This window comes from Corynebacterium glutamicum ATCC 13032, assembly GCF_000011325.1.
Classification (GTDB): Bacteria; Actinomycetota; Actinomycetes; order Mycobacteriales; family Mycobacteriaceae; genus Corynebacterium; species Corynebacterium glutamicum.
Genome location: NC_003450.3, coordinates 1,331,911 through 1,358,218, shown reverse-complemented (window position 1 = coordinate 1,358,218; position 26,308 = coordinate 1,331,911). Strand labels below are relative to the sequence as shown.

Sequence of the window (26,308 nt, the reverse complement as noted above, 5' to 3'; positions counted from 1 at the left end):
GACCCCTATTCCCAAATATCTTTGAGGGTGTTCGCCCGAAGGTGCGTGATCTGCACCAAATACACCTCGGCGCACGCCAAAGCGTCGGTTAATGCCTGGTGATTGGAGTAATTGGGAAGACCATATCGTTGTCGAATGCGTGCAAGCCGGAGGTCTTCGCCACGTGGGTAGGTGGACATCCTCTCCATGTGGCGGCGTTCCATGGCAAAAGTATCCACGAGGGGGACGTCGAGAAGCGTTCCGAAATGCTTGAGGCATGCGGCCGAAATAAAATCGCGCTCGATGGGTGAAAAATGCGCCAGCATGGCGCGTCCCTGGAGCGCCTGCAGTAGTTGGCCAAGCGCCTCTTTGATGTCGATACCCGCGGCGATTTCATCGTCGGTGAGCTGGTGAATCACCGCAGACGAGCCGACCGAAAACCCCTCGCTGCCGCGAATCACCACATACCCCGCGCCGCTCAGATCAATCACGTCGCCGTTAATCGGCACCCACCCAATCGACACAATTTGATGCCGGTGGGGCTTCAGGCCCGTCGTTTCCACGTCCACAGCCAGAAGCTTCAGGTCTTCAATGCGTGTCGACGCCCCCGGCCGCGGCACGGAATAAAACTCCTGCAACGCGCCGGTTGCGCGCCGTATTTTCGCTTTTCGACGCCCCAACACTAGATGTTCCTCACCGGATATTTAGTAGCTAACGCCGACTGCATATCTTTAATAATGGAAAATGCATCGCGCAAATGCTCCCGATCCATCTTGCCCAACGTCTTGGGATCAATGTGATAGTTCGGCTTCTCCCCCACCTTGATCAACCGCGCCTGGTGCTGGAACGCCATCGCCGCTAAGAAATCAAAGGCATCCAACAAATCCTGCGCACCCTTACGCGACACCTGACCATGGCCCGACGCAGCAATCAACCGCTCCCGAGTCCCAATCGCATCACTACCCGTGGCCAGCGCATACAGCCTCGCCATCTGCACGATGCCCGCGGTGCCACCCTTCTTAATATCCATCGTCGCGCCGTATTCACCAGAACGCTCCACCACAAGACCACGGAAAAACCCCAGCGGAGGATCGCGCCGGGCCGCAAGACTAGCCAAGTGTGCATGCATGCGACGCGCACCCCTGGCCATATTCACCGCATTTTGGTGGACATCCTTAGCCATCTCGGTGTCGCCGTAAATTCCCCTGAAATCAAAGAATGTCTGGGCATGCAGCAACGCATCCGGCTCCGGCGCAGTAATCCAGGAATGGAAGGTGGAGATCCACTGGTCAGCAGTTTTCCGCCACTCCGGATTGGATGCCATCATGTCACCCGGACACAGCACCTGTCCTGCGCGGTCGAGGCCCTGGCACACGAATTCACTCAGCGCTGCAAAATACTGTCCATGCTCGCGGTCATTGTAGGAATTGTCCAGAACAAGGGCATTGTCTTGATCAGAGGCCAGTCCCATTTCTTTCCTGCCCTGCGAGCCCACCACCACAAAGCAATACGGAACTGGCGGTGCACCAAATTTCCGCTCCGCCAGCACAAGGAGCCTTCTTGCCAAAGAATCCGCAGCCACGGTGAGCAAGCTACTGACTTCTTCCGCAGAAGCTCCCCGATCAATAAATCTCGAAGCCACCTCCGCTGCCGACTGGAAGGTGTTGGCCAATTCCTCCACGGTATTTTTTCGCGACAGATCCGCAGTGAGGTAAATCGGATCGTGGCGCAGCAAGCGCATGATGTCAGCTGCAGTGACGATGCCGGAGATTTGGCCATCATCCACAATCGGCAAGTGGTGAATGCGCAGCTCCGACATCAACAACATGGCCTCAAAAGCCAACCCCTGCGAGGTCGCGCAACGCGGATCCACCGTCATGACCTCAGAGACCGGCAGCTGAATATCCAAATCCTTCGCCACCACCCTGCTGCGCATATCGCGATCGGTGATGATGCCTTTGAGTTCCCCATCGATCTGCACCAGCAACGAAGACACCCCGAACTCATCCATCTTGATGGCAGCATCCATGATCGTGGTGTCCGGGCTGCAGGAAATCGGGTTGGCGATCTTGAACTCCCCCAACTTCGTGCGCAGCACCTTCGAACTAGATTCTTGGCGCAATTGATCAGCAGCGGCGCGGATACGCTTCGACCAGCTGGAGTAGTAACGGTTCAGATCAGGGTTGCGCTTGGCTAACTCATCAAAATCATCACGCCCCAGACGCAACACCAAGGAATCTTCCACGGCAACCATACGGTACCGAGAATTTCGTTCTGGCCCCATCGTGGAATAGCCAAACGAGCGCCCCGCGTCACGGCGATCCAGCAGTACGCCCTCCTGATCAAGAACATCAATGGCACCCGATCTGATTACCCCCATGTAATGATTGGGCACACCAATTGGGATGATCTCTTCCCCACGCCGAAAATAGCGCAAGCTCATTTTTCCAGGTAACTGATCTAGTTCCTCGGCTGGTAGCTGCGCGAAAGGTTCAAATCCTGCTAAGAAATCGCGGATTTCTTCGAGTTCGACCGACATGAGATTAACCATAAAAGAAAAACTGCCTCATTGTCTCGAAATCCTGCATTCGAGTACAAATAAATTTGAGAACAAAAAGATGGGGGGAAATATGTTAAAGTGCGTTATATTGCTTTAGCGAAAGTAACTTCCATGCATCAACGTTCGATGAGCTTCACTTTCATTCGTACTTTTTTCGTACTTTTTGGCATCACGTTGTTAGTGTCATGCGTTCCAGAGCCTCCTGACTCCTACACTAAAGAATCCACTGTGCTGCGGTATCAGGTCTCTGATTTCAATCTAAACTTCGTGGAATTAGCAGTTGCGCTTGGGTATTTGAACAACATTGAGCTCCAAGTAGTCGGATCTGTACAAGGCGGCGTTGAGTCCATTGAATCGCTCAAAAAGGATGACATTGACTTCGCGGCAGTCCCCTTCATTGGCCTTGTTGCAGGAGAGATAGCCACCGGTGCGCCCATCAAAGCAGTGGCCGCAAGTTACGGAATTTCCCACGATTCTTCTTCTGCACTTCTAGTCCTTAAAGACAGTGAGATACACGAAGTGCACGATCTCATTGGCAAAACAGTTGGCATAAACACCCTCGGTGCTCTGGGATCTGCGATGGTTGAGCGTCATCTATTCGACGCCGGTCTCACCGAACCTGAGATCGTGAGCGTCACTCAACGTGCATTACCCGGTGAGTACTTAGAACAACGCCTCTACCAGGGGCAAGTTGATGCAATTTGGGTCACCGATAGCGCTAAACACCAAGCGCTTGAAACTGGAGATTTTCGGATCTTGGCAGAGGATTCAGACCTTGTGCAGGAACTCAACACTGGCTGCATGGTGGTGTCGCAAAAACTCATCGACGAGCACCCCGCAGTGGTTGGAGAATTAGTGGATGGAGTAGCTCAGGCAATCGAGTTTGAACGATCCCACTCCCCTGAAGAAGTGCGCGAAGTTTATTTCAACTACCTCGAAGCCCATGGTCAGAGTGATAGAATATCCAGCTTTAGATATTGGGAGCATTCGGGCATCGCAACCCGAGGTGGAGTGCTCAGTGATAGGGAGTTCAGCATGTGGTCCCACTGGATTGACCGCCAATACGACGTCCCCGATATCAATCCAGCAAGTATTTACACCAACCAATTCAACCCATACCGAAAAGTAAACCCCTCGCCATAAAAGGCAAGGGGGTCGGCGTTGAAATTTAGCTTTGCAGCGCCTTGACGATGCGGTCTCCCACCTCAGTGGTAGAAATCGGCTGAGAGTTATCTCGGCCAGCCACATCAGCTGCGATGGCTGTTTCAATACGTACTGCGTTGTCTTCATCACCTAAGTGACGCAGCAGCATCGCAGCGGATAGGATTGCTGCCGTTGGGTCTGCGATTCCCTGGCCTGCGATATCTGGTGCAGAGCCGTGGACTGGCTCGAACATGGAAGGGTTGGTGCCCGTGGCATCGATGTTGCCGGATGCTGCGAGGCCAATTCCGCCAGAGACTGCGCCTGCCTCATCGGTGAGGATGTCGCCGAAGAGGTTATCGGTAACAATCACATCGAAGCGGGAAGGATCAGTGACCAGATAGATGGTTGCTGCATCGATGTGGTTGTAATCGACGGCTACCTCTGGGTATTCCTTTGCAACCTCATCTACGGTGCGCTGCCACAGGCCACCACCGTGAACCAGGACGTTGGTCTTGTGCACGAGGGTGAGCTTCTTGCGGCGGCTCTGTGCCAGCTCGAATGCGTAGCGAATAACGCGCTCAGCGCCGTAGCGAGTGTTCACGGAGGTTTCATTGGCAATCTCGTGAGGGGTTCCCACGCGGATTGCTCCACCGTTGCCAGTGTAGGCGCCTTCGGTACCTTCGCGGACCACAACGAAATCAATCTTGCCTGGGTTACGCAGTGGGGACTCCACGCCGTCGTACAGCTTGGATGGGCGCAGGTTCACGTGGTGATCCAGTGCGAATCGCATCTTCAGCAGCAAACCACGCTCGAGAATTCCTGGAGGGACGGAACCTGGTGCACCGATAGCGCCAAGAAGGATCGCGTCATGCTCGCGCAGGGATGCCAGATCCTCGTCGGTGAGCAGCTCGCCATTTTTGAGGTAACGGCGTGCGCCAAGGTCATAATCGGTGGTCTCGATGTCGTCGCGGACAGCGTTTAGAACCTTGAGGGCTTCTGCAGTAACCTCTGGGCCGATACCATCTCCACCAATAACAGCAAGTTTCATGTTGTGGGATTCCCTTCTCACTATATGGACTTCACTAGTGTAGCTGATTGATCACAGCTCGTACCTGCCCAACAACCCCCACTACCCCATCATGCAGGGCTTGACTCAACTGGAAATCGTTCAGACCAGCACGAATCGGCACCGCAACCGTGGCGACGAAATCCACATCATCCCCATCCGAACGCATAAAAATGGTGGAGTGATCAGAATCCAGGTTCGCTCGATTACACAAATGTAAAACTTCAGTGGCTTCCACATCGCGGTCAGCAACCACCACGGCTTGGATCTTCAACAACTCGGGATCATCCAAAATCACATCCACTGGGGTGTCACCCAGCTCAAAGCTGATGCGCCCAGAAGCTGCATCATAAGGAACTTCCTCCACCCCCTGATCCATGAACCAGTTAGCTACTCGCACGGGCGTAACTGTTTGAGAGGGGGAGGCGTCGACAAGCTTAATGTTGAGCATTGCGCCGCGCTCCTGCGGCGAGCGCTCCGGGTAAAGTGCATGAAACTCACGAGTGAGGTCGATGGCGCCATCAAACGCGGCAGCCACAAACCCCGCCAACTGAGCCTCGCTGAGGCCATCGCCAATCGGCAGCGCCTCCACGGCAAACGCCTGCAACTGACCCTTATCCGCCTTAAGCACCGTTGTCAGACCAGTCGGGGCATCCAACATCATCTTCGGCGTTGCCCGTGCATCATGGGCAGAGTTAATCGCCACAATAGAACGCACATAATCCGACGCACTCAACTCCCCCACCCACGTCGCTTGAGCTCGCAGCCACTCATCCCACGTGAACGTCAATGTGAAATGGGCAGACTCGACAACAATGGCATCACCTGACTGGTGAGGGTCAAGTCCAGCTGAAGTCAAAACATTGAACAGCGTCGCAGGCGGCATGGTTGTTAAGAACCTTTCTTAAGGGAAATCTTCTCTCCCAAATCTACCTTTAAAACTGTATTAAAAGAGCGAAAACCGCCTTACCACCTTGAATGAATTCAAAGATGGGAAGGCGGTTCAAGCAAATGGATCTCTAATTAGTCAAGATCAACCTGGAAGGAAGTAGCACCCAACTCAGCGTTGATTTCAGCTTCCAGCTCTTCAGAGACAGCGGACTCAACACGCAGGATCAGGACAGCGCCGTCACCCTTCTCAGCCTGAGTCAACGCAGCAGCCTCGATGTTGATGCCAGCAGCACCCAGCTTGGTACCAACGGTACCCAGTGCACCAGGAGCGTCAGTGTACTGCAGGAAGAGGTTCAGACCCTCTGCGCGCAGATCCAGGCCACGGCCATTGATGCGGGTGATCTTCTCAACGCGCTCAAGACCAGTCAGGGCACCAACAACAGTTGCGCTCGCGCCGCTGCCAGTAATGACCTTGACCTGCAGGACGGAACGGTGAGTAACAGACTCAGAGTTGGTCTTCACGGAGATGTCCAGGCCACGCTCTTCAGCAATGCGAGGAGCGTTGACGAAAGTAACGGACTCTTCGATAATTCCGGAGAACAAACCACGAACAGCGGACAAACCAAGTGCATCGACCTGCTCGGAAGAAAGCTCGCCTCGAGCCTCAACCTCAATGGAGACTGGGGCGGCGTCGACAAGCTTGCCAGCAAGAAGACCAAGCTTGCGAGCCAGATCCATCCACACAGCAACCTCTTCGCCCACGCGACCACCGGAAACGTTCACAGCATCCGCCACGAACTCGCCAGCCAGCGCCTTGAGCACAGAATCAGCAACGTCAGTACCCGCACGATCCTGAGCCTCTTCAGTAGAAGCACCCAAGTGAGGAGTCACAACAACCTGAGGCAACTTGAACAAAGGAGAATCAGTGCAAGGCTCGGTGGAGTACACATCGAAACCAGCGCCACGAATGTGACCGGACTCAATCGCATCAGCCAAAGCCTGCTCATCAACAAGGCCACCACGAGCAGCGTTGATGATGATCTGGCCCTTCTTGGACTTAGCAAGGAGCTGCGCATCAAACATGCCAGCAGTTTCCTTGGTCTTAGGAAGGTGAATGGTGACAAAGTCAGAACGGCTCATCAGCTCATCCAACTCAACCAACTCAACGTTCAGCTGAGCCGCACGAGCAGGGTTAGCGTAAGGATCGTAAGCAACAATGGTGGTCTCAAACGCAGCAAGACGCTGAGCAAACAACTGACCAATGTGGCCAAAACCGACGATACCGACAGTTTTTCCGAAAATTTCCACACCGTTGAAAGAAGACCGCTTCCACTCGCCCTCACGCAGCGTCGCATCAGCAGCAGGGATCTGGCGAGCAGTAGACAGCAGCAAAGAAATTGCGTGCTCACAAGCGGAGTGAATATTAGAGGTCGGTGCGTTAGCAACCATGACGCCAGCTTCAGTGGCAGCAGGGATGTCAACGTTGTCCAAGCCCACGCCGGCACGACCGACGATCTTCAAGTTAGGGGCAGCGGCGATGACTTCAGCATCGACAGTGGTAGCAGAACGCACGAGCAGTGCGTCCGCTTCCTTAACTGCATCAAGCAGTTCTGGGCGGTTAGGTCCGTCAACCCAACGGACTTCTACTGCATCTCCAAGCGCGTCAACAGTGGACTGCGCAAGCTTATCGGCGATGAGGACTACCGGACGGCCATTCTGGCTCACAAGTTACTCCTGGAAAAACTAGGAATGTCCGTCTACAACAGGCACGACCGCGTCGGCTGCAGACGTGTCCACGCCGGGTTTTGGCGTGCGACTAGAAACATTCTAAACCCTCCCCCACCCAGAAAGTCATCTAACCCAGAGATTCATGCTGTGAGATTTACCCCCAAAGGTGTCTCACCATGCAAAAAGCTGCGTTTACGCTGATGGAATGAGCTGCGAATTTTATTCACGTCTCCGGCGGGGTGGGTTTGTTTTGGGGACTTTTGGCTTGTCGGGCCGCGGGTCAAGGTCTCGGTGCACTGCCTCCATTCCACGCCCGTCCCGAACCAGAGCTAAACCAGACAGGCGTGACAATGATTCCACTTTTCAGGATTTTTTGTCACGTGTGTCTGGTCTCGTACTGGTCTCGTACTAACGCTCCATCCAGGCCACGAGGCGTTTTCCATTTCGCGCCATTTAACGCCATTTTAAGAGGTCGGGCAGTCAGAACATGTGTTTGTATAGGCAACACTTTGAACGGCCCTTAGAAGCGATTCTGTGAGGTCACTTTTTACCGATTCCGAGTTCATTTTTCGACCCGACTAAACCTGACCAAACACACATGCCCACGAACTGGAAATTCGACTACTTTGGGCAATCCTGTCCGGTTTCAAGGCCGTTAAACCAGACACGAATGCCCACGGATCCCATTTCTAGGATTCGTGGGCAGTGTGGTTTGGTCGAAAGCTAACTCACCGCTCACATTGCCAACAAGCGAGCCCGAAGCTCCCCGAAACTACTGATACGACACAAACCATGGTCGCGGATCGACCTCTTCATAGGTTTGTTGCGGAGTGAAGGTCGGGAAATCCTCGTCGTAGAAGTTTTTCCACGCCATGAAGTAGTTCGGGCTCAGTCCCTCGCGAAGCATGTTCCAAGTTGCGTACTTATCCCCTGCGTTTCCGTGTCCATCTGCGTGCAACACGACAGCCAGTTCCAGGTGATCGGTATTGATTTGATCCCGATTGGTGAGCATTTCCAATTGGAATTGGTGCAGTACAAATGCCTTTTGTGGAAGATCGTTCTCGGCGGTCAGGTCGGCGAGCCACTGGGATACTTCGTTGATTTCGGCGGCATCTGCAGAGCCCACTCGTGTCATGGGTTGCTCATCGGGTCCGATTTTCCACTCGGGATCTAGCGCCAATCCAACGTTTGGTCGTTTGAGGAGTTCTTCATACATTTTGGCTTGGTCGAGGAAGTTGGCGCGTCCGGGTTGAAGATCCAGGACTGCGTATCCGCCGGCTTCGGTGATGGCGTCAACGTATCCGACTAGATCTTCCACGGGGAATTCGTTGGAGTAGTTGCCGTCGTCGCCTGCGAATTCAGAGGCAACCGTTGCGATTACTTCGAATGCCGGAATCACGGGCTGGTCTTCGAACTCTTGGTACTGCGCAGCCATGTCGGTCGCGCGCGCCACGGCTTCGGCGGCTGGTTGTTCACCAAGTGCGCCTAAAGCTGGTCCGGATGGGTGTCCGTACAGTGCCACCATGCGTCGACCTGGGAAAACAAGTCCTCCACCGCCGGGTAGTTCAGTGGTTACTTCTTCCCCACGCTTGATCTTTTCCGCGAGCTGTTCGCCGGTCCCAAATTGATCACCGAGTGCAAGCAAAGGACGATCAGCCAGGCCGGCAACCATCTTCATCTGCTCTTGGTTGAATCGCGGGTCGGGATAATCCATGAATCGAATTTCTGCGCCGAATGCACGCGCAGTCGCCACAGCGGAGATTCCAGATTCTGGGCTGGCAATCACGATCGGCGACATTTCACCGTCACGTTTGGACTGCAGCGGGAAGGCAGCCAGCTTGTCGTCGGAAGGCGTCGGCGCCACACCACCCCATGCAGGTGCGAGCAGTGTTTGATCCTCAGGGGTGAGGCTGGCGGTTTCCCGAACCAGATCCTCCACCGTGTCAACCTGTTTCGTCTCAAATTGCAAAGCGGTGAGCTGCGCTAATCCTTCTTCGGTACCGTCGTCATGAATGACTTTGGTGATCGTCTCATCCTCGGCAAGTTCTGGCAGCGCATCGCCAATCAACAACACCGTTGAAGCGCCGAGACGCTCAATTTCCGCCATGACTGCGGCGTTATTATCACCGCGCGCATGCAGAACCGGCGCATGCGCAACCACACCGATCGAGGCCGCGCGCAGCTCCTCTGCAATACCATTGCCAGCGACAACAACATTGTCAGAGGAATCAAAAAACAACTCGCTAGCCTTGATTCCGGAGTAGTCGGCGTCACTGATCACCGTCGGGGTACTCGGAAAATCCTCCGACACCACACGCGCCACGTTTTCAGCGCGCGCTTCGCGGTAGGGCGAATCGTCGACAACTTCGCTTGTCGACGCGCCCTCCGCCATCACCTCCGCAGCACCGTTGGCGCCTTCCTGGCTGCTGTCCGTTGAACAGGAAACCAGGCCTAGCGCCACCACTGCTGTGGTGGTTGCTGCAATAATGCGACGTACCGGAGAAACAAGATGTGTCAAATGGATGTCCTAAAGGTTGAAGTACTCTTTCGGTCAATCCTAACCGAGCAGGTGGACACTACTCCTCGGCAGCGTCTCCAAATGCATCGGGACCATCGTGTCCACCGGTGAGATCTGACTCGTTGACGTCCCTGATCACCGCTTTACCGATGGCATCCTCGACCATGTCGATGAAGTTGGTGCGTCGAGAAGCAAAGAAGTGCGTGGTGTTGGAACTGTGCAGGTCTTCCGCGCTGAGCAGGTGGGTATCCAGCATCTGATCGAATTCCTCATCACCCATGAGCGACTTGGATTGAACACGAGACAGGTAGCGGGATGGAGGGGTATCGCCGATGACTACTTCGGTACGGCGACCCATCGGGGTGCGGTTCAGTACTGATTCCGTAAGGACAGGATCGATGCCGCGTTCCTTGCACCATTTGGTGGGGAAAATCTGGTGGAAATTGCAACCCAGCTCATCAAAAGTCCAGCGATCAAACTGCTGTCCGGTGCGCCAGTCGCGTGCTCCCCTGCCCATGAGCAGTGCGAAGATACCCTTCCACACTCCGGTGTCTTGGGTTGCACTGAGAAGACGTGATTCGTGGAAAACGGTATCGCGAATAGTCTTTGGCACAACCGCAGTTTCGCCGGCACCTTCACGAATCCACGCAGCAACTTGATCGGTATCGCGACCGGAACGTGCGATCACAGCAGGCGAGCCATAAAGCTCACCCAAGACACCGCTCCAGAACCACTGATTCAAACGATCCCATGAACGTGCGGTGGCCATTTCTTCTGCATCAAGCAGGGTGAGGATCACGGCCAGTGGAACAATCTGCGCGGTGTATGGAACCTGGTCGAGACTCAAAATGCATCGCTGACGCAGGAATTCAGCCGCCTCGTCGAAGCCCTTGATCATTTCATCGGCAGCAGGAATGTATTCAGCCAGCGTCAAGTTCAAGATATCTTCACGGTAACCAGACGCATGTCCCTTGCGGGCACTGACCAACAGGGCTACTGCGGTGAGGAACTCCGTGCTGCCGATGCCATCAAGTGCGGAGTGTTGGCGAAGGTTTCGTTCAACCCGCACCCAGTCATCACGCAGTGAGAATTCGGTCTCCACCGATTCATCGGCTGCGAACACCGCGGTGAGCAAATCAAAGACATCCATCTGCAAGCCAGAGCTATTGGCCTGAGCAAAGATGGAACCAATTCCACCCTTGGCGGTTTCACGATCCAGTCGGATCATTGGGATGTCGTAACTAACTAAGGTCTTAACGATTTGTGATTGGAAGCGCTTCGCGTGTTCGCGAGCGCCTTCTCCTGCCATATCGGCGAGGTCAAAGAGGAAATCAGTGCCGTTATCATCCAGCAGCACAGAAACTGGAAGGCAACCATGAGCAAGTGCTGTTTCTAAATCGGTGATGCCGCCGTCGATCACTGGACCGAAGTGGGAGATGATTTTGCCGGTTTCGTCGACTGAAAAAATAGCCTCATCGGACATGACCGGAGATTCAACAGCCTTAGCAACATCAATATAAAACTTCCGGGTCACTTTCTTTGATCGGAAGTCCACCGTATTTACATAGCCATCGCCACTGAAGCAATGATAAAGGGTGGTGAGGCGCTGTTGTCCGTCGAGAAGCAAAAGACCTGGATCCTTGCCCGTATCTGGGGCGCCGGACAGCGCGCGTGGCCGGAAACGCATTTCCTCGCCGCGGGTGTCTAGTGCCATCAGCACACCTACTGGAAAACCACGAAGAACAGTGGTTATAAGGCTTCGGATGCGATCAACATCCCAAGCGTAATCCCGTTGAAAATCGGGAAGTTGGATATCGCCTCGGTCAATGCGGGCGAACAGATCATTTAGCGGATAGCTTGGTGTGGAAAACCCCATGGGACATACTCTATATCAGCACACACTTTCATGATCACTGTGATCTGCGCTTTCCAGCTGAATTGTTGAGTGCAAGATCCCAAGTTTGGATAGTTCCGCTTCTGCCCGATCCAACACGCCACAACTATGCAGCTGATTTGTAGACGAATCCACCACCAAATGCACCGTGGCCAGGATTTCCTTGCCGTCAATGCTCCAAATGTGAAGATCATGCACATCGCTGACACCTGGGACTTTACGAAGGGCTGCGTCGACCTCTGCAGGCTCCGCACCTGTAGGAACACGCTCCAACAAGATATTGAGAGCTTCCTTCAGGAGGCTGAATGCGCGAGGAATAATAATCGCAGCAATCGCAATCGAAGCAATGGTATCGGCCGGCATCCATCCCGTGTAGCGAATCACCAGGCCCGCAATAATGACGGCAACGGAACCCAGCATGTCACTGAGAACGTGAAGGAATGCTCCACGCATATTGATATTGCCATCTTGGTGGCGCATCAACACCAGGGCGGAAATTCCGTTGGTGACAAAACCAATGACCGCGACGATGAGCATCAGGTTGGTCTGGATTTCCAGGTCCTTGCCCAGACGCATGATGGCCTCAACGACGATCCACACAGACAGTGCTGTAACAACGGTGGCGTTAACCATCGCTGCCAAGACTTCCGCACGCTTGTATCCGTAGGTCGCACGAGAAGTGCGTGCCCGACGGCCAATGAGCATGGCGACAGCCGCAATGATCAAGCCAGTGGAGTCGGACAGCATGTGCATGGCGTCAGCCAGCAGTGCCAAAGATCCGGAAATAAGGCCGGCGATTAGTTCCGCTAGGAAGATGATCGAGGTGAAAATGATGACCGCAAAAAGAGCCTTGAGGGAGCTGGGAGCATGTGAGTGTCCGAGTCCGTCATGGCTGTGGTCGTGGCCATCGGGATTGTGCGCATAACTGCGCTGCTGAAGATCGTGGCTTTCCATGACCCCAGCTAAGCACACTTCTCCCCTTATTGAAAGCTTATTGAAAATGAAGGGGTGGAGAATTAATCTTCTTGCCACTGAAAAAGCCTGCCACGGTGGTAAAGAAGTGGCTTTTGCTCCTCGTCGTGAGCACACTCTTCCACGGCAATGGTGATAATAAAGTGATCTCCACCTGGGTATTTATCCACCACAGCGCCACTCAACCATGCTGACGCACCTTCCAAGACCGCTGCCCTGTTTGTTGAACGCTTAATGGAAACGCCGTCGAATTTGTTTTCCAGATGACGGCCAAATGTGATGGCCAAATCGCTCTGCTCTTCCGATAACACAGACACAGCAACTGGTGAACCCTGCTCCAAAAACGGCACAACGCTTGATTTCTTATCGATACTCACCAACACCATGGCAGGCTCCAACGACAAGGACACGAACGCACTCACAGTCAACCCGTGGTCCACTTCCCCATCGGTAGTGGTGACCACCGTGACACCTGAAGGGAACGATCCGACAGTGTCTCGCAGCTGCGTTCCGTTTACTGTTTTTAAAGTCATAGTTAATTATCTTTCCAAAAACTTGAATAAGAAGAACAAACACCCCATCCGCTGCCCAAAAAGCACCAGACAGTGAACAGGGTGTTGATATTTAAAGTGATTTAGTTTTGCGTGGCCTGTAGATCACGGACCCGTGCAAGCTCCCATTTCAACACGGAAACGACGAGACGTTGATGAAGACTTTACATAACCTGCTCCTCCAGCAACACGAACCTCAATGGCAGTTGCAGCAACGGCCAGCTGCGCGGAACCGAGGCGAAGTTCCAGTAGATCAACTGGAGTAACAGGATTGACTCCTTCAACGTTGACTCGCTCTGCCAAATCTTTCTGAAGCGCGACCAGCGAAGAAAGGTTGTCTTGGATCTCGGCAGCGTTGTCGATAAACACTTCGCTGAGGCTGGTCAGACGTCCAGTGGCTGCATTAATCGCAGCTTCAGCGACACCGAAGTATTCGGAGATCCGTAGGATCACGAAGGTTGGGCGCACCGATGCCACAAGGTAAGGAAATCGTGGCTTAGAATCTGAGCCCCAGGAATGAAGACATCCTCAAAGCTCACCCAAGCGCAAGCAGTTGCGTTCAAACCGAGTAGAGCAAGTGAAGAACCGAGGGTGACACCTTCGGTTTCTGCGCCCAATGCGAACAGTAGTTGTAAGCCCTCTGCGGTCTTTGCAGCAGGCACAATCACTGGATCTTCGCACAAGTTGGAAGCCCAACGAAGCTTTCCACTAACTTTGAGGCCACCTTCTACCCTGGTTGCTTCAAGGTCGATCTCACCACAACCAGCAAACTCCTTGAATGCACTCGCCATGCCGGTGATACCAGTGCGTCGTGCCCCTTCCGACTCTGCAGCCAATCCCAAAGCATAGTCAGTGCCGGATGCCTTGAAGTAATCCAAGGTCATGCGGTGTTCGCACAAAGTGAAGGCAGTAGACAGGTCCTAGCGGGAAAGCTCACGCACGATGCGCGCCATTTCCAAGAGGCTACCGTCGGTGTTGCGAGGGCTCCAACGCTGATCTTCCCCTGCTCCGCAAGGAGTTTCAGGATGTAGCGGGCATCAAGTTCTGCTTTGTCTACAGCTTTTGCGTTAGCAACCACTGTGTCGATGAGGTCTTTTTCTAGAACCGGGGAGTCAAGTGGATAAGGGGCTAGAGCTGTGGCCATTTACTAATCTCACAAGACATCGCCTAATGAATACAGACTAGCCTATTCAAATTCAAAGAACACTCGGTATGGCACCTGATTTAAGGATGCTGCAATCGTGACACATATCCTCTTCGACAGCAGGCGTTTTCTGCAACTGGGCGCTTTTGCGTCCTTGAGCACCGCATTGGCCGGAGCGGCCCGCTACGTGACGTCGACAAGCAATAATGAACCTGCGGATAACACTCCCCTGACCATTGGCTACGTGCCTATTGCGGGCTCGGCGCCGATTGCTATCGCAGATGCGCTAGGGCTGTTTAAGAAACACGGCGTGAATGTCACGTTGAAGAAGTACTCAGGCTGGTCCGACCTGTGGACCGCCTATGCAACAGAGCAGCTTGATGTTGCGCACATGCTGTCGCCGATGACTGTGGCGATTAATGCTGGAGTGACCAACGCGTCGCGCCCGACGGAGCTGTCGTTTACCCAGAACACCAATGGGCAAGCAATTACCTTGGCGTCAAAGCACTATGGTTCCGTCAATTCAGCGGCGGATCTTAAAGGCATGGTGCTGGGAATTCCTTTTGAATATTCAGTCCATGCGCTGCTCCTGCGCGATTATCTCGTCTCAAACGCAGTTGATCCCATCGCCGATCTTGAGCTTCGCCTGCTCCGACCTGCCGATATGGTCGCACAATTGACAGTTGAGGGCATCGATGGATTCATTGGGCCTGGGCCGTTTAATGAACGCGCCATCAGCAATGGCTCCGGCCGGATTTGGCTGCTGACCAAACAACTGTGGGACAAACATCCATGCTGCGCCGTGGCGATGGCCAAAGAGTGGAAAGCTGAACACCCCACGGCGGCTCAGGGTGTGCTTAATGCGCTGGAGGAAGCCTCCGCAATTTTGAGCAATCCGGCACAATTTGATTCCTCGGCACGCACGCTGTCGCAGGAAAAATACCTCAACCAGCCTGCCACGTTGCTGGATGGACCGTCGTAATCATCGGCATCACCGGCTTAATCCTTGACCACCTCATCGGTGAGTTGCAGAAAGTAGTTCGCTATGACTAAACCAAACGCTTCCGTCGAGCTGAATACGATCACCAAGTCCTACGGCTCCACCACTATCATTGGCGATACGAGCATCACCATCAACGACGGTGAATTCGTCTCCCTCCTCGACCCTTCCGGCTGCGGAAAATCAACAATTCTCAAAATGATCGCCGGACTGGCCTCCCCATCCACCGGCACAGTCAGCGCAGGCAACGAAGAAATTAAAGGACCAGGACCTGACCGAGGCATGGTTTTCCAAGACCACGCCCTCCTGCCCTGATTGACCGCACGCGGCAACATCGACTTCGGCCTCCGCTCCGCGCGCCCCTCCTTGAGCAAAACCGAACGCGCCGACATCACCCGCACCCACCTCGAACAAGTAGGCCTCACCGACGCCGCCGAACGGCGCCCCGCCCGCCTCTCCGGCGGCATGCAACAGCGAGTCGGCATCGCACGCGCCTTCGCCATCGACCCACCAATCATGCTTCTCGACGAACCCTTCGGCGCCCTCGACGCCCTCACCCGCCGCGAACTCCAGCTCCAACTACTCAACATTTGGGAAGCCTCCCGCCGCACCGTCGTCATGGTCACCCACGACGTCGACGAGGCCATCCTGCTCTCCGACCGAGTTCTCGTGATGTCCAAGAGCCCCGAAGCCACCATCATCACCGATATTCCAGTGAATCTTCCCCGCCCCAGACACGAGCTGAGTGAAGACGCTTCTGTTGAAGCCGAGACCACAGCCCTGCGTAAGCGGATGCTGCATCTGCTGGAGCACTAGTTTCTAACACGTCTTTTAAAGGCCGCCCTTTGAAAAGGGTGGCCTTTTTCTTCCGCGCGTACTTTCGGCACCAAGATTTCCTGATTTTGGCCACCATTTTGCCAAAATCTTGTTGCCTTATGTACAAAGTGCACAGCAGGTAGCAAAAATGCCCTCCAGACAATTAGTCCGGAGGGCATTTCCTATGCGGCGGTTAAGCCGTCAAAGGGGTGAAACTTAAGCGGTTTCTGCGCGAGCGTCAACCTTGACCCAGCTCATGAGGTCGCGGAGCTTAGCGCCGGTCTCCTCGATTGGGTGGTTGTTGTAGGAAGCACGAAGGCCCTCAAGCTCGGTGTTGCCGTTCTCAACGTTTGCGATGAGGCGCTTGGTGAAGGTGCCGTCCTGGATATCGGTCAGGATGTCCTTCATGCGGGACTTGGTGTCTGCATCGATGACGCGTGGGCCGGAGAGGTAGCCACCGAACTCAGCGGTGTCAGAAACAGAGTAGTTCATGTTGCTGATGCCACCTTCGAACATGAGGTCAACGATGAGCTTGAGCTCGTGAAGAACCTCGAAGTATGCCATCTCTGGCTCGTAGCCAGCTTCGGTGAGAACCTCGAAGCCAACCTTGACCAGTTCCTCGGTGCCACCGCAGAGAACAGCCTGCTCGCCGAAGAGGTCGGTGACGGTCTCAGCTTCGAAGGTGGTTGGGATAACGCCTGCGCGTGCGCCACCGATTGCTGCTGCGTAGGACAGGGTCAGAGCCTGTGCGGTTCCGGTTGGGTCCTGGTCGACTGCGATGAGGCAAGGAACACCCTTGCCATCAACGAACTGACGGCGAACCAAGTGGCCTGGGCCCTTTGGCGCAACCATGCCAACGATGATGTCGTCAGCTGGCTTGATCAGGTCGAAGTGAATGTTCAGGCCGTGGCCGAACAGCAGTGCGTCGCCTGCGTTCAGGTTTGGCTCGATGTCGTTGGTGAAGATTTCTGCCTGGGAGGTGTCTGGAGCCAGGAGCATGATGACGTCAGCCCAAGCTGCAGCCTCAGCGGTGGTCTTGACCTCGAAGCCTGCTTCCTTTGCCTTCTCTGCGGACTTGGAGCCCTCGCGCAGACCAATGACAACCTCAACGCCAGAATCGCGGAGGTTCTGGGAGTGTGCGTGGCCCTGGGAGCCGTAGCCAACGATGGCAACCTTACGGCCCTGGATCAAGGAGAGGTCAGCGTCAGCATCATAAAGCAGTTCAATAGCCATGGGAGAAAATCTCGCCTTTCGTAAAAATTTTGGTGAAAAGATGTCTGCCCCCCACTGTAAATCGTGGGAGTTTAACTCGCTTGGGCAGACAACTACATTATTGTTCTACCACACACATGTAATTAGACGGTGTTTGACTAGTCACATTTATGCAGCAGGTGCAATCAGATTAATTGCTGTTTAGATCTTGGCCGGAGCCATGGTCTTCGGACCGCGGTTGAGTGCAATCTGTCCGGATTGGATCAGTTCGCGGATTCCGAATGGTTCCATCACGTCAAGCAGTGCGCGGAGCTTGCCTGGGGTGCCTGTGGATTCAATAACCACAGAGTCTGGAGCCACGTCGACGACTCGGGCGCGGAAGATGTTCGCGGCGTCGACGATCTGCGGACGGTTGGTGCTGTCCGCAGAGACCTTAACCAGCATGATTGCGCGGGCGATAGTGGTCTCTTCATCAAGTCGCACGACTTTGAGCACGGGGATCAGCTTGTTGAGCTGCTTGGTGATCTGCTCAATGTTGAGCTCGTCGGCGTCGACAACAACCGTGATGCGGTTGATGCCGTGTGTTTCGGTCTTTGCAGACACGAGGGACACGAGGTTGAATGCGCGTCGGGTGAACATACCTGATACGCGGGAAATGATTCCGTCTACGTCCTGAACGAGTACGGACAGGATGTGGCGGGTGACGTCAGAATTAGCCATCTTGGGTCTCTCCTTATGCCTCGGTCGATTCAACGGCGGCATCAATGTCGCTGACGGCTTCGTGAATGTCGGCAGGATCTTCTGCTGCAGATTCATCACCATCAAAGAATGGGCGCAATCCGAGTGCGTACTGGATATCGGAGTTGGATGATCCAGCAGACACCATTGGCCATACCTGTGCGTCTTCACCGACGATGAAGTCGATGACTACTGGGCGGTCGTTGATCTCTCGAGCCTTTTGGATGGCTGGCAGTACTTCCTCCGCTTTGGTGACGCGGATGGCAACACAGCCAAGTCCCTCAGAAAGGGTAACAAAGTCGGGCATGTACTCGCCCTGGTTACGAAGTTTAGTATTTGAGTACCGTCCTTCATAGAATAGGGTCTGCCATTGGCGAACCATGCCCAGGTTTCCGTTGTTGATTAGTGCGATCTTAATGGGGAAACCTTCAACTGCGGCGGTGGTGAGTTCCTGGTTGGTCATCTGGAAACAGCCGTCGCCGTCGATAGCCCAGACTTCCTTGTCAGGTGCGCCAGCCTTTGCTCCAAGGGCCGCAGGAACTGCGTAGCCCATGGTGCCCAGTCCACCGGAGTTGAGCCAGGTGCGTGGCTTTTCAAAGTCAACGAACTGAGCTGCCCACATTTGGTGCTGGCCAACGCCGGCGCAGTAAATTGCGTCGGGGCCAACTTCCTTGGACAGGGTTTCAATGACAAACTGTGGTGCCAGCAGATCGCCTGGCTGCTCGTCGTAGCCACGCGGGAAACGTGCCTTGAGGCCCTTGAGGTAGTCAACCCACTCGGAGATGTCCTCGGTCTCTGCCTTGCTTGCCTTGGTGGTTTCCAGCAGACGAGCAAGAACTTCGCGGGCATCGCCCACGATTGGAACCTCAACCTGCTTGATCTTGCCGATTTCGGCAGGATCAATGTCGGCGTGAATGATCTTGGCGTCAGGCGCGAAGGTGTCAACGTCACCGGTGACGCGGTCATCAAAGCGGGAGCCGATAGCAATCAGCAGGTCGCTGCGCTGCAGTGCACCAACAGCGGACACAGTGCCATGCATGCCTGGCATACCCATGTGCAGCTCGTGAGACTCTGGGAAAGTACCCAAAGCCATCAAGGTGGTGACAACTGGGATGCCGGTGTACTCAGCGAACGCACGAAGCTCTTCGTGTGCGTCAGCCTTGATTACGCCACCACCAACGTAAAGGACGGGCTTCTTGGCCTCACCGATCAGCTTGACTGCCTGCTCGATCTGGCGAGCATGTGGTGTTGAAACTGGGCGGTAGCCTGGCAGGTCGATCTTTGGTGGCCAGACGAAATCCAATTCAGCGTTCTGGACATCCTTAGGAATATCCACCAGAACAGGGCCAGGGCGACCAGTAATCGCGAGGTGGAATGCCTCAGCCAATGCCTGTGGAATGTCGTTAGGGTTGGTGACCATGAAGTTGTGCTTGGTCACTGGCATGGTGATGCCGCGGATATCGGCTTCCTGGAAAGCGTCGGTACCCAGCAGGCCACTTCCGACCTGGCCGGTGATGGCAACCATGGGAACGGAGTCCAAGTTTGCATCAGCGATTGGGGTAACCAAGTTGGTTGCTCCTGGGCCAGAGGTTGCAATGCAGACGCCAACGCGTCCAGTAACCTGCGCGTAGCCGGTTGCTGCGTGGCCTGCGCCCTGCTCGTGGCGCACCAAGACGTGGCGCACCTTTGTGGAGGAATAGAGCGGGTCATACACCGGTAGCACCGCACCACCAGGAATACCGAACACGATGTCGGCGTTAAGCTCCTCGAGCGATCGAACAATTGCCTTTGCACCTGTCATCCGCTCAGGGGCGGCGGATCGACCACGGCTTGCAACCGTGGCGGGAGTGGGCTGTTGAGAAGCTGCCACATTCACGACTTTCTGGCTCCTTTACTAAATAAGGATTTTCACAGGACCCGTCCAAGCCAAGCCGATTTCAACTCAGCCTAAAGACAAAGCCCTCATTTAAAATTGTTCCGACGCGGATGCGTGTGCACGCAGTGCGACAGATGTCTGTTGCAAAGTTGGCTACTTGGGTCATAACCAACAAGAAAGCCCTCGTTCCAACACTGTGGTGAGTGTTGTCGAGGGCGCTTGACGAGACGACTTGGAAGGCCGTTACGGCAGGCGCCGCGCGGTTACTACTACAAGTCGAATAATGGTCATGGTGTGTCATGCTACACACATCGAGTTTCCAATTCCACAACGCACGAAAATTCCCACCCCCAAAACTCCCCCACTTCGGTTAAGGAATCAGGATTCTCACAAAGTTCAGGCAGGCTCCCGCTACTTTTCAGCGCTAATCTTGGCTCATGATTTTAGGCGTACCCATTCAATATTTGCTCTATTCATTGTGGAATTGGATTGTCGATACCGGTTTTGATGTAGCAATTATCCTGGTCTTGGCGTTTTTGATTCCACGTATCGGCCGACTGGCCATGCGTATTATCAAGCGCCGAGTGGAGTCTGCAGCCGATGCGGACACCACTAAGAACCAGCTCGCGTTCGCCGGCGTTGGCGTTTATATCGCGCAAATTGTGGCGTTTTTCATGCTTGCCGTCTCCGCGATGCAGGCTTTTGGTTTCTCTCTCGCGGGCGCTGCGATTCCGGCAACCATTGCGTCAGCTGCCATTGGCCTTGGTGCGCAGTCGATTGTTGCGGACTTCTTGGCCGGATTTTTCATCCTGACGGAAAAGCAATTCGGCGTGGGTGACTGGGTGCGTTTTGAGGGCAACGGCATCGTTGTCGAAGGCACCGTCATTGAGATCACCATGCGCGCGACCAAAATTCGCACGATTGCACAAGAGACCGTGATCATCCCCAACTCCACGGCGAAAGTGTGCATCAACAATTCTAATAACTGGTCGCGTGCGGTTGTCGTTATTCCGATCCCCATGTTGGGTTCTGAAAACATCACAGATGTCATCGCGCGCTCTGAAGCTGCGACTCGTCGCGCACTTGGCCAGGAGAAAATCGCACCGGAAATCCTCGGTGAACTCGATGTGCACCCAGCCACGGAAGTCACGCCGCCAACGGTGGTCGGCATGCCGTGGATGGTCACCATGCGTTTCCTCGTGCAAGTCACCGCCGGCAATCAATGGCTGGTCGAACGCGCCATCCGCACAGAAATCATCAGCGAATTCTGGGAAGAATACGGCAGCGCAACCACTACATCGGGAACCCTCATTGATTCCTTACACGTTGAGCATGAAGAGCCAAAGACCTCGCTTATCGACGCCTCCCCCCAGGCTCTTAAGGAACCGAAGCCGGAGGCTGCGGCGACGGTTGCATCGCTAGCTGCATCCTCTAACGACGATGCAGACAATGCAGACGCCTCGGTGATCAATGCAGGCAATCCAGAGAAGGAACTTGATTCCGATGTGCTGGAACAAGAACTCTCCAGCGAAGAACCGGAAGAAACAGCAAAACCAGATCACTCTCTCCGAGGCTTCTTCCGCACTGATTACTACCCAAATCGGTGGCAGAAGATCCTGTCGTTTGGCGGACGTGTCCGCATGAGCACGTCCCTGTTGTTGGGTGCGCTGCTCTTGCTGTCACTATTTAAGGTCATGACTGTGGAACCAAGTGAGAATTGGCAAAACTCCAGTGGATGGCTGTCACCAAGCACTGCCACCTCAACTGCGGTGACCACCTCCGAAACTTCCGCGCCAGTAAGCACGCCTTCGATGACAGTGCCCACTACGGTGGAGGAGACCCCAACGATGGAATCTAACGTCGAAACGCAGCAGGAAACCTCAACCCCTGCAACCGCAACGCCCCAGCGAGCCGACACCATCGAACCGACCGAGGAAGCCACGTCGCAGGAGGAAACGACTGCGTCGCAGACGCAGTCTCCAGCAGTGGAAGCACCAACCGCGGTCCAAGAGACAGTTGCGCCGACGTCCACCCCTTAGGACGCTGATTACAGACGTGTCCCATTTCTTTACTACTATTGGAAATTATGAGTTCAGACGCAGAAAAGGCATCCGTGGAGCTTTCCGAAAAATTTCACCCAGAACGCACCCATATTTTGGGCGCCGTTGTTTTTGGCCTGATCTCATTATTAGTCATCGGCGCAGCCCCTCAGTACCTGTTTTGGCTGCTCGCGCTCCCTGTCATCTTCGGTTACTGGGTTCTAAAATCATCCACGATCGTTGATGAACAGGGCATCACCGCAAACTACGCCTTCAAGGGCAAAAAGGTTGTGGCCTGGGAAGACCTCGCAGGAATCGGATTCAAGGGTGCCCGCACTTTCGCTCGCACCACCTCCGATGCAGAAGTCACCCTCCCCGGCGTCACCTTCAACTCCCTTCCCCGCCTTGAAGCTGCTTCCCACGGCCGCATCCCCGATGCGATCACCGCAAGCAAGGAAGCAGCCGACGGCAAGGTTGTAGTCGTTCAAGAAGACGGCTACTCCGTGATGATGTCCAAGGAAGAGTACTTGGAGCGCCAAAAGGCACTGGGCAAGCCAGTTCAGTTGAACTTCGATGACGACACCGATGGGAATACAACACAAACAGAAAGCGTTGAATCCCAAGAGACCGGACAAGCCGCGTCTGAAACCTCACATCGTGATAACCCTGCGTCACAGCACTAGAGTGTAATAAGCCGTCCGAACCAAAGGTCCACACCTCTGCACGAGTAGAAGCTCACCCAAGTTTTCAAAGTGCCGTTGATTCTTGACAACCACCCGCCGCTCTTTAGAGCAGATTTGAAAAGCGCATCATGATCCCACTTCGTTCAAAAGTCACCACCGTCGGTCGCAATGCAGCTGGCGCTCGCGCCCTTTGGCGTGCCACCGGCACCAAGGAAAATGAGTTCGGCAAGCCAATTGTTGCCATCGTAAACTCCTACACCCAGTTCGTGCCCGGACACGTTCACCTTAAGAACGTCGGCGATATTGTGGCAGATGCAGTGCGCAAAGCCGGTGGCGTTCCAAAGGAATTCAACACCATCGCCGTCGATGACGGCATCGCCATGGGACACGGCGGCATGCTGTACTCCCTGCCATCCCGTGAAATCATCGCCGACTCCGTCGAATACATGGTCAACGCACACACCGCCGACGCCATGGTGTGTATCTCCAACTGTGACAAGATCACCCCAGGCATGCTCAACGCAGCAATGCGCCTGAACATCCCAGTGGTCTTCGTTTCCGGTGGCCCAATGGAAGCTGGCAAGGCTGTCGTCGTTGACGGCGTTGCACACGCACCAACCGACCTCATCACCGCGATCTCCGCATCCGCAAGCGATGCAGTCGACGACGCAGGCCTTGCAGCCGTTGAAGCATCCGCATGCCCAACCTGTGGCTCCTGCTCCGGTATGTTCACCGCGAACTCCATGAACTGCCTCACCGAAGCTCTGGGACTTTCTCTCCCGGGCAACGGCTCCACTCTGGCAACCCACGCAGCACGTCGCGCACTGTTTGAAAAGGCCGGCGAAACCGTCGTTGAACTGTGCCGCCGCTACTACGGTGAAGAAGACGAATCCGTTCTGCCACGTGGCATTGCCACCAAGAAGGCATTCGAAAACGCAATGGCACTGGATATGGCCATGGGTGGATCCACCAACACCATCCTCCACATCCTCGCAGCTGCCCAGGAAGGCGAAGTTGACTTCGACCTCGCAGACATCGACGAACTGTCCAAAAACGTCCCCTGCCTGTCCAAGGTTGCACCAAACTCCGACTACCACATGGAAGACGTCCACCGCGCCGGTGGCATTCCAGCACTGCTCGGCGAGCTCAACCGCGGTGGCCTGCTGAACAAGGACGTCCACTCCGTTCACTCCAACGACCTTGAAGGTTGGTTGGATGACTGGGATATCCGCTCTGGCAAGACCACCGAAGTAGCAACCGAACTCTTCCACGCAGCCCCAGGTGGCATCCGCACCACCGAAGCATTCTCCACCGAGAACCGCTGGGACGAACTCGACACCGACGCTGCCAAGGGCTGCATCCGCGACGTTGAACACGCCTACACCGCCGACGGCGGCCTGGTTGTTCTTCGCGGCAACATCTCCCCTGACGGCGCAGTGATCAAGTCCGCAGGTATCGAAGAAGAGCTGTGGAACTTCACCGGACCAGCACGAGTTGTCGAAAGCCAGGAAGAGGCAGTCTCTGTCATCCTGACCAAGACCATCCAAGCTGGCGAAGTTCTGGTCGTCCGCTACGAAGGCCCATCAGGTGGACCAGGCATGCAGGAAATGCTTCACCCAACCGCATTCCTCAAGGGATCCGGCCTGGGCAAGAAGTGTGCACTGATCACCGACGGCCGTTTCTCCGGAGGTTCCTCAGGACTGTCCATCGGCCACGTCTCCCCAGAAGCAGCACACGGCGGAGTCATTGGTCTGATCGAAAACGGCGACATCGTCTCCATCGACGTTCACAACCGCAAGCTCGAAGTTCAGGTCTCCGACGAGGAACTCCAGCGCCGCCGCGACGCTATGAACGCCTCCGAGAAGCCATGGCAGCCAGTCAACCGTAACCGCGTTGTCACCAAGGCACTGCGCGCATACGCAAAGATGGCTACCTCCGCTGATAAGGGTGCAGTCCGTCAGGTCGACTAACCCTTTGTGAGTGTTTGAGCACCGGTTCCCTACTTTGGGTTCCGGTGCTTTTTCATGTCTTGGCCTGTGTGGGCGTGGTGGAGCTCCCCGTTGCAAATACTCACCACAAGTTGCAGGATTTCTGCTGGTTGTGGTGGATTTTCCCGCTTTATAGCCCTATGCGTGCAACTTTCGGACCGATTCCAAAGGGCAAAGCCCTGTTTGTGGTGGATCCTTGCCCTGGAAGCTTTCAGGAACCACAACTACCCCACTGACCCCAAAGTGGATAGGCCCTATTCTTCCGTTTAAGCGCCTCAAACACCTCTCCCCACACTTGACCCATTAGGCAATTACGAATCCTTAAACAGCCTTCTACAGCACCATGCCCCAAACCGAACCCAGGCATGAAAAAGACCCTCACCAGGAGGGTCTTTTTCTAAAACTTTGGCTACGCGATTGGGTTCACACCCGCACCGAACCACCACAGCAGAACTGCCGCTGCGATGCCGATGACCACGAAGATCCACGAGCTCACCAGTGGACGCTTTGCCCAACCTCGGCCAGAGTCAAGGGAAATCTTGCCGGGGCCGGTGAACTGAAGTCCGACAACCACGATAGTGAGGATCAGTGCCAGCATCAATGGCTCACTAAGTTCACCCCAACCACCTTCATGAGTGTTGACTTGGTGAAGGGTGGTAAAGGATGTCGCCACCGTGGCTACCGCTGCTGCCACTGGGGTCATCAGACCAAGGAGCAGGAAGACACCAGCCGCAAGTTCAATAGATGGAAGCAGGATCGCGAGGATTTCAGGCCACTGGTAACCAGCGAACTCTGCCTCGAGGCCAGCAAGACCGGCAGATCCTCCAAGGGTGAAGAATGTAAAGACTCCACGGACGATCAAATAGACACCAATGACTGCGCGGATAATCAACAGGCCGAAATCGAGGGTACCTCGGCGGGCATCTTCAACAATTTGTGGCTGTTCCGCAATCATTGGTGGAGCTACTGCAGCTGCCGCAGCGGCCGCACCTGCTGGCGCGAAATCAGAGTCAGTGTAAGGCTCCGAATAAGACGGTTCTGGCTGGTAACCAGGCTCTTCAGGACGGCTAATCTGACGAGTAACTTGTGTCGGCGGAGCTGGCGGAACTTGCTGAGGAGTCTGCTGCTGGGAAGGCTGCGCCTGAACATAAGACGTCGGAGCATCGGATGCTAATGCACCAGAGCTTGCCGGCGTAATAGTTGTTGGAGCTTCGGAAGCCACTGGCTTCGCAGATTGATTATCTGGACGCTCAAATGCTGTGGTTTCAGCAGCATTTGATGCCGGCGGAATGTTCTGGGGCGCTGCACGGCCAGTTCGGTCGTAAACACTGCCGAGGCGCTCGGTAGCGTTGGAGGAATTCGCGGAAGGCGATGGTCCCTTGTAAGTAGGGATGGCCGAATCATCATCGAGATCGTTCAGGTCTGGTTGATCAAAATTCTGATTTGAATTTCGCGAGTTATCAGTCATGTGCCCCAGAATATGCGAATTAACTTCCGCAATGTGGATATA

20 protein-coding genes and 2 pseudogenes are annotated in these 26,308 nt (G+C 54.8%); 6 read left to right on the top strand and 16 right to left on the bottom strand.

Features of this window, described 5'->3' with window-relative positions; all coding sequences use genetic code 11:
• Positions 1 to 5: 5 nt before the first annotated feature.
• Entirely contained in the window at positions 6 to 662 is a 657-nt protein-coding gene (locus CGL_RS06415) for an exonuclease domain-containing protein (protein ID WP_011014261.1), read from the bottom strand.
• Entirely contained in the window at positions 662 to 2,530 is a 1,869-nt protein-coding gene (locus tag CGL_RS06410) for a CBS domain-containing protein (protein ID WP_011014260.1), read from the bottom strand. Before CGL_RS06410 ends, CGL_RS06415 begins: the two co-directional genes overlap by 1 nt.
• A 135-nt stretch (positions 2,531 to 2,665) precedes the next feature.
• Between CGL_RS06410 and CGL_RS06405 the strand changes: the two genes are divergently transcribed.
• On the top strand, positions 2,666 to 3,682 hold the full coding sequence (locus CGL_RS06405; protein WP_003861456.1) for an ABC transporter substrate-binding protein: 1,017 nt from the start codon (positions 2,666 to 2,668) through the stop codon (positions 3,680 to 3,682).
• 25 nt (positions 3,683 to 3,707) lie between these two features.
• Here CGL_RS06405 and CGL_RS06400 read toward each other — a convergent pair whose 3' ends face one another.
• The 10 genes from CGL_RS06400 to CGL_RS06355 all read right to left on the bottom strand — a co-directional run bounded on the left by CGL_RS06400 (position 3,708) and on the right by CGL_RS06355 (position 14,446).
• Entirely contained in the window at positions 3,708 to 4,730 is a 1,023-nt protein-coding gene (locus CGL_RS06400) for a 3-isopropylmalate dehydrogenase (RefSeq protein WP_011014258.1), read from the bottom strand.
• A 34-nt stretch (positions 4,731 to 4,764) separates the two neighbouring features.
• Positions 4,765 to 5,634, bottom strand: coding sequence for a YbjN domain-containing protein (locus CGL_RS06395; protein WP_011014257.1), 870 nt, complete (start codon positions 5,632 to 5,634; stop codon positions 4,765 to 4,767).
• 137 nt (positions 5,635 to 5,771) lie between these two features.
• Positions 5,772 to 7,364, bottom strand: coding sequence for a phosphoglycerate dehydrogenase (serA, locus tag CGL_RS06390; RefSeq protein ID WP_003854094.1), 1,593 nt, complete (start codon positions 7,362 to 7,364; stop codon positions 5,772 to 5,774).
• Positions 7,365 to 8,139: 775 nt separating this feature from the next.
• Positions 8,140 to 9,885 carry a hypothetical protein gene (locus tag CGL_RS06385; protein ID WP_011014256.1) on the bottom strand — a complete coding sequence of 582 codons (1,746 nt, stop codon included), beginning with the start codon at positions 9,883 to 9,885 and terminating at the stop codon, positions 8,140 to 8,142.
• Between the two features lie 58 nt (positions 9,886 to 9,943).
• Positions 9,944 to 11,761 (bottom strand): GmrSD restriction endonuclease domain-containing protein, encoded by a 1,818-nt coding sequence (locus CGL_RS06380; RefSeq protein ID WP_011014255.1) that lies wholly within the window; start codon positions 11,759 to 11,761, stop codon positions 9,944 to 9,946.
• Positions 11,762 to 11,776: 15 nt separating this feature from the next.
• Positions 11,777 to 12,733 (bottom strand): cation diffusion facilitator family transporter, encoded by a 957-nt coding sequence (locus CGL_RS06375; RefSeq protein ID WP_011014254.1) that lies wholly within the window; start codon positions 12,731 to 12,733, stop codon positions 11,777 to 11,779.
• Positions 12,734 to 12,795: 62 nt separating this feature from the next.
• Positions 12,796 to 13,284, bottom strand: a complete 489-nt coding sequence (locus CGL_RS06370; RefSeq protein WP_011014253.1) for a flavin reductase family protein — start codon at positions 13,282 to 13,284, stop codon at positions 12,796 to 12,798.
• A gap of 123 nt (positions 13,285 to 13,407) precedes the next feature.
• Positions 13,408 to 13,755: a hypothetical protein gene (locus CGL_RS06365; RefSeq protein ID WP_041625658.1), complete on the bottom strand. Its 348-nt coding sequence runs from the start codon at positions 13,753 to 13,755 to the stop codon at positions 13,408 to 13,410.
• On the bottom strand, positions 13,752 to 14,186 hold the full coding sequence (locus CGL_RS06360; protein WP_011014251.1) for an acyl-CoA/acyl-ACP dehydrogenase: 435 nt from the start codon (positions 14,184 to 14,186) through the stop codon (positions 13,752 to 13,754). Before CGL_RS06360 ends, CGL_RS06365 begins: the two co-directional genes overlap by 4 nt.
• Complete coding sequence (locus CGL_RS06355; RefSeq protein WP_041625433.1) at positions 14,183 to 14,446, bottom strand: hypothetical protein; 264 nt, start codon at positions 14,444 to 14,446, stop codon at positions 14,183 to 14,185. The genes CGL_RS06360 and CGL_RS06355 overlap by 4 nt, the downstream gene beginning before the upstream one ends.
• Positions 14,447 to 14,543: 97 nt before the next feature.
• Between CGL_RS06355 and CGL_RS06350 the strand changes: the two are divergent.
• Positions 14,544 to 15,422 (top strand): annotated as a pseudogene (locus CGL_RS06350) (ABC transporter substrate-binding protein); the annotation flags it as partial.
• Between the two features lie 69 nt (positions 15,423 to 15,491).
• A pseudogene (locus CGL_RS06345) lies at positions 15,492 to 16,262 on the top strand (ABC transporter ATP-binding protein).
• A 216-nt stretch (positions 16,263 to 16,478) separates the two neighbouring features.
• Here CGL_RS06345 and ilvC read toward each other — a convergent pair.
• The 3 genes from ilvC to CGL_RS06330 all read right to left on the bottom strand — a co-directional run bounded on the left by ilvC (position 16,479) and on the right by CGL_RS06330 (position 20,088).
• Positions 16,479 to 17,495, bottom strand: a complete 1,017-nt coding sequence (gene ilvC, locus CGL_RS06340) for a ketol-acid reductoisomerase (protein WP_003854117.1) — start codon at positions 17,493 to 17,495, stop codon at positions 16,479 to 16,481.
• A gap of 180 nt (positions 17,496 to 17,675) precedes the next feature.
• The gene (ilvN, locus tag CGL_RS06335; RefSeq protein WP_006286979.1) at positions 17,676 to 18,194 is read right to left on the bottom strand and encodes an acetolactate synthase small subunit; all 519 of its coding nucleotides are present in this window, start codon (positions 18,192 to 18,194) and stop codon (positions 17,676 to 17,678) included.
• A 13-nt stretch (positions 18,195 to 18,207) separates the two neighbouring features.
• Positions 18,208 to 20,088: an acetolactate synthase large subunit gene (locus CGL_RS06330; RefSeq protein WP_011014246.1), complete on the bottom strand. Its 1,881-nt coding sequence runs from the start codon at positions 20,086 to 20,088 to the stop codon at positions 18,208 to 18,210.
• A 437-nt stretch (positions 20,089 to 20,525) separates the two neighbouring features.
• On the opposite strand from CGL_RS06330, the gene CGL_RS06325 reads away from it, so the two are divergent.
• The 3 genes from CGL_RS06325 to ilvD all read left to right on the top strand — a co-directional run bounded on the left by CGL_RS06325 (position 20,526) and on the right by ilvD (position 24,780).
• Entirely contained in the window at positions 20,526 to 22,127 is a 1,602-nt protein-coding gene (locus CGL_RS06325) for a mechanosensitive ion channel family protein (protein ID WP_011014245.1), read from the top strand.
• A 47-nt stretch (positions 22,128 to 22,174) separates the two neighbouring features.
• Complete coding sequence (locus tag CGL_RS06320; RefSeq protein WP_011014244.1) at positions 22,175 to 22,810, top strand: PH domain-containing protein; 636 nt, start codon at positions 22,175 to 22,177, stop codon at positions 22,808 to 22,810.
• Between the two features lie 128 nt (positions 22,811 to 22,938).
• The gene (ilvD, locus tag CGL_RS06315; protein ID WP_003854128.1) at positions 22,939 to 24,780 is read left to right on the top strand and encodes a dihydroxy-acid dehydratase; all 1,842 of its coding nucleotides are present in this window, start codon (positions 22,939 to 22,941) and stop codon (positions 24,778 to 24,780) included.
• Positions 24,781 to 25,207: 427 nt separating this feature from the next.
• On the opposite strand, the gene CGL_RS06310 is transcribed toward ilvD, so the two are convergent.
• Positions 25,208 to 26,266: a DoxX family protein gene (locus tag CGL_RS06310; protein WP_011014243.1), complete on the bottom strand. Its 1,059-nt coding sequence runs from the start codon at positions 26,264 to 26,266 to the stop codon at positions 25,208 to 25,210.
• Positions 26,267 to 26,308: the final 42 nt, after the last annotated feature.

Excerpts from the sequence above, each read along its gene's own strand:
- CGL_RS06410 (WP_011014260.1), bottom strand. The coding sequence starts at position 2,530 with ATGGTTAATCTCATGTCGGTCGAACTCGAAGAAATCCGCGATTTCTTA.
- CGL_RS06405 (WP_003861456.1), top strand. The coding sequence starts at position 2,666 with ATGAGCTTCACTTTCATTCGTACTTTTTTCGTACTTTTTGGCATCACG.
- CGL_RS06400 (WP_011014258.1), bottom strand. The coding sequence starts at position 4,730 with ATGAAACTTGCTGTTATTGGTGGAGATGGTATCGGCCCAGAGGTTACT.
- CGL_RS06395 (WP_011014257.1), bottom strand. The coding sequence starts at position 5,634 with ATGCCGCCTGCGACGCTGTTCAATGTTTTGACTTCAGCTGGACTTGAC.
- CGL_RS06380 (WP_011014255.1), bottom strand. The coding sequence starts at position 11,761 with ATGGGGTTTTCCACACCAAGCTATCCGCTAAATGATCTGTTCGCCCGC.
- CGL_RS06375 (WP_011014254.1), bottom strand. The coding sequence starts at position 12,733 with ATGGAAAGCCACGATCTTCAGCAGCGCAGTTATGCGCACAATCCCGAT.
- CGL_RS06370 (WP_011014253.1), bottom strand. The coding sequence starts at position 13,284 with ATGACTTTAAAAACAGTAAACGGAACGCAGCTGCGAGACACTGTCGGA.
- CGL_RS06360 (WP_011014251.1), bottom strand. The coding sequence starts at position 14,186 with ATGACCTTGGATTACTTCAAGGCATCCGGCACTGACTATGCTTTGGGA.
- CGL_RS06355 (WP_041625433.1), bottom strand. The coding sequence starts at position 14,446 with ATGGCCACAGCTCTAGCCCCTTATCCACTTGACTCCCCGGTTCTAGAA.
- ilvC (WP_003854117.1), bottom strand. The coding sequence starts at position 17,495 with ATGGCTATTGAACTGCTTTATGATGCTGACGCTGACCTCTCCTTGATC.
- ilvN (WP_006286979.1), bottom strand. The coding sequence starts at position 18,194 with ATGGCTAATTCTGACGTCACCCGCCACATCCTGTCCGTACTCGTTCAG.
- CGL_RS06325 (WP_011014245.1), top strand. The coding sequence starts at position 20,526 with ATGATTTTAGGCGTACCCATTCAATATTTGCTCTATTCATTGTGGAAT.
- CGL_RS06320 (WP_011014244.1), top strand. The coding sequence starts at position 22,175 with ATGAGTTCAGACGCAGAAAAGGCATCCGTGGAGCTTTCCGAAAAATTT.
- ilvD (WP_003854128.1), top strand. The coding sequence starts at position 22,939 with ATGATCCCACTTCGTTCAAAAGTCACCACCGTCGGTCGCAATGCAGCT.
- CGL_RS06310 (WP_011014243.1), bottom strand. The coding sequence starts at position 26,266 with ATGACTGATAACTCGCGAAATTCAAATCAGAATTTTGATCAACCAGAC.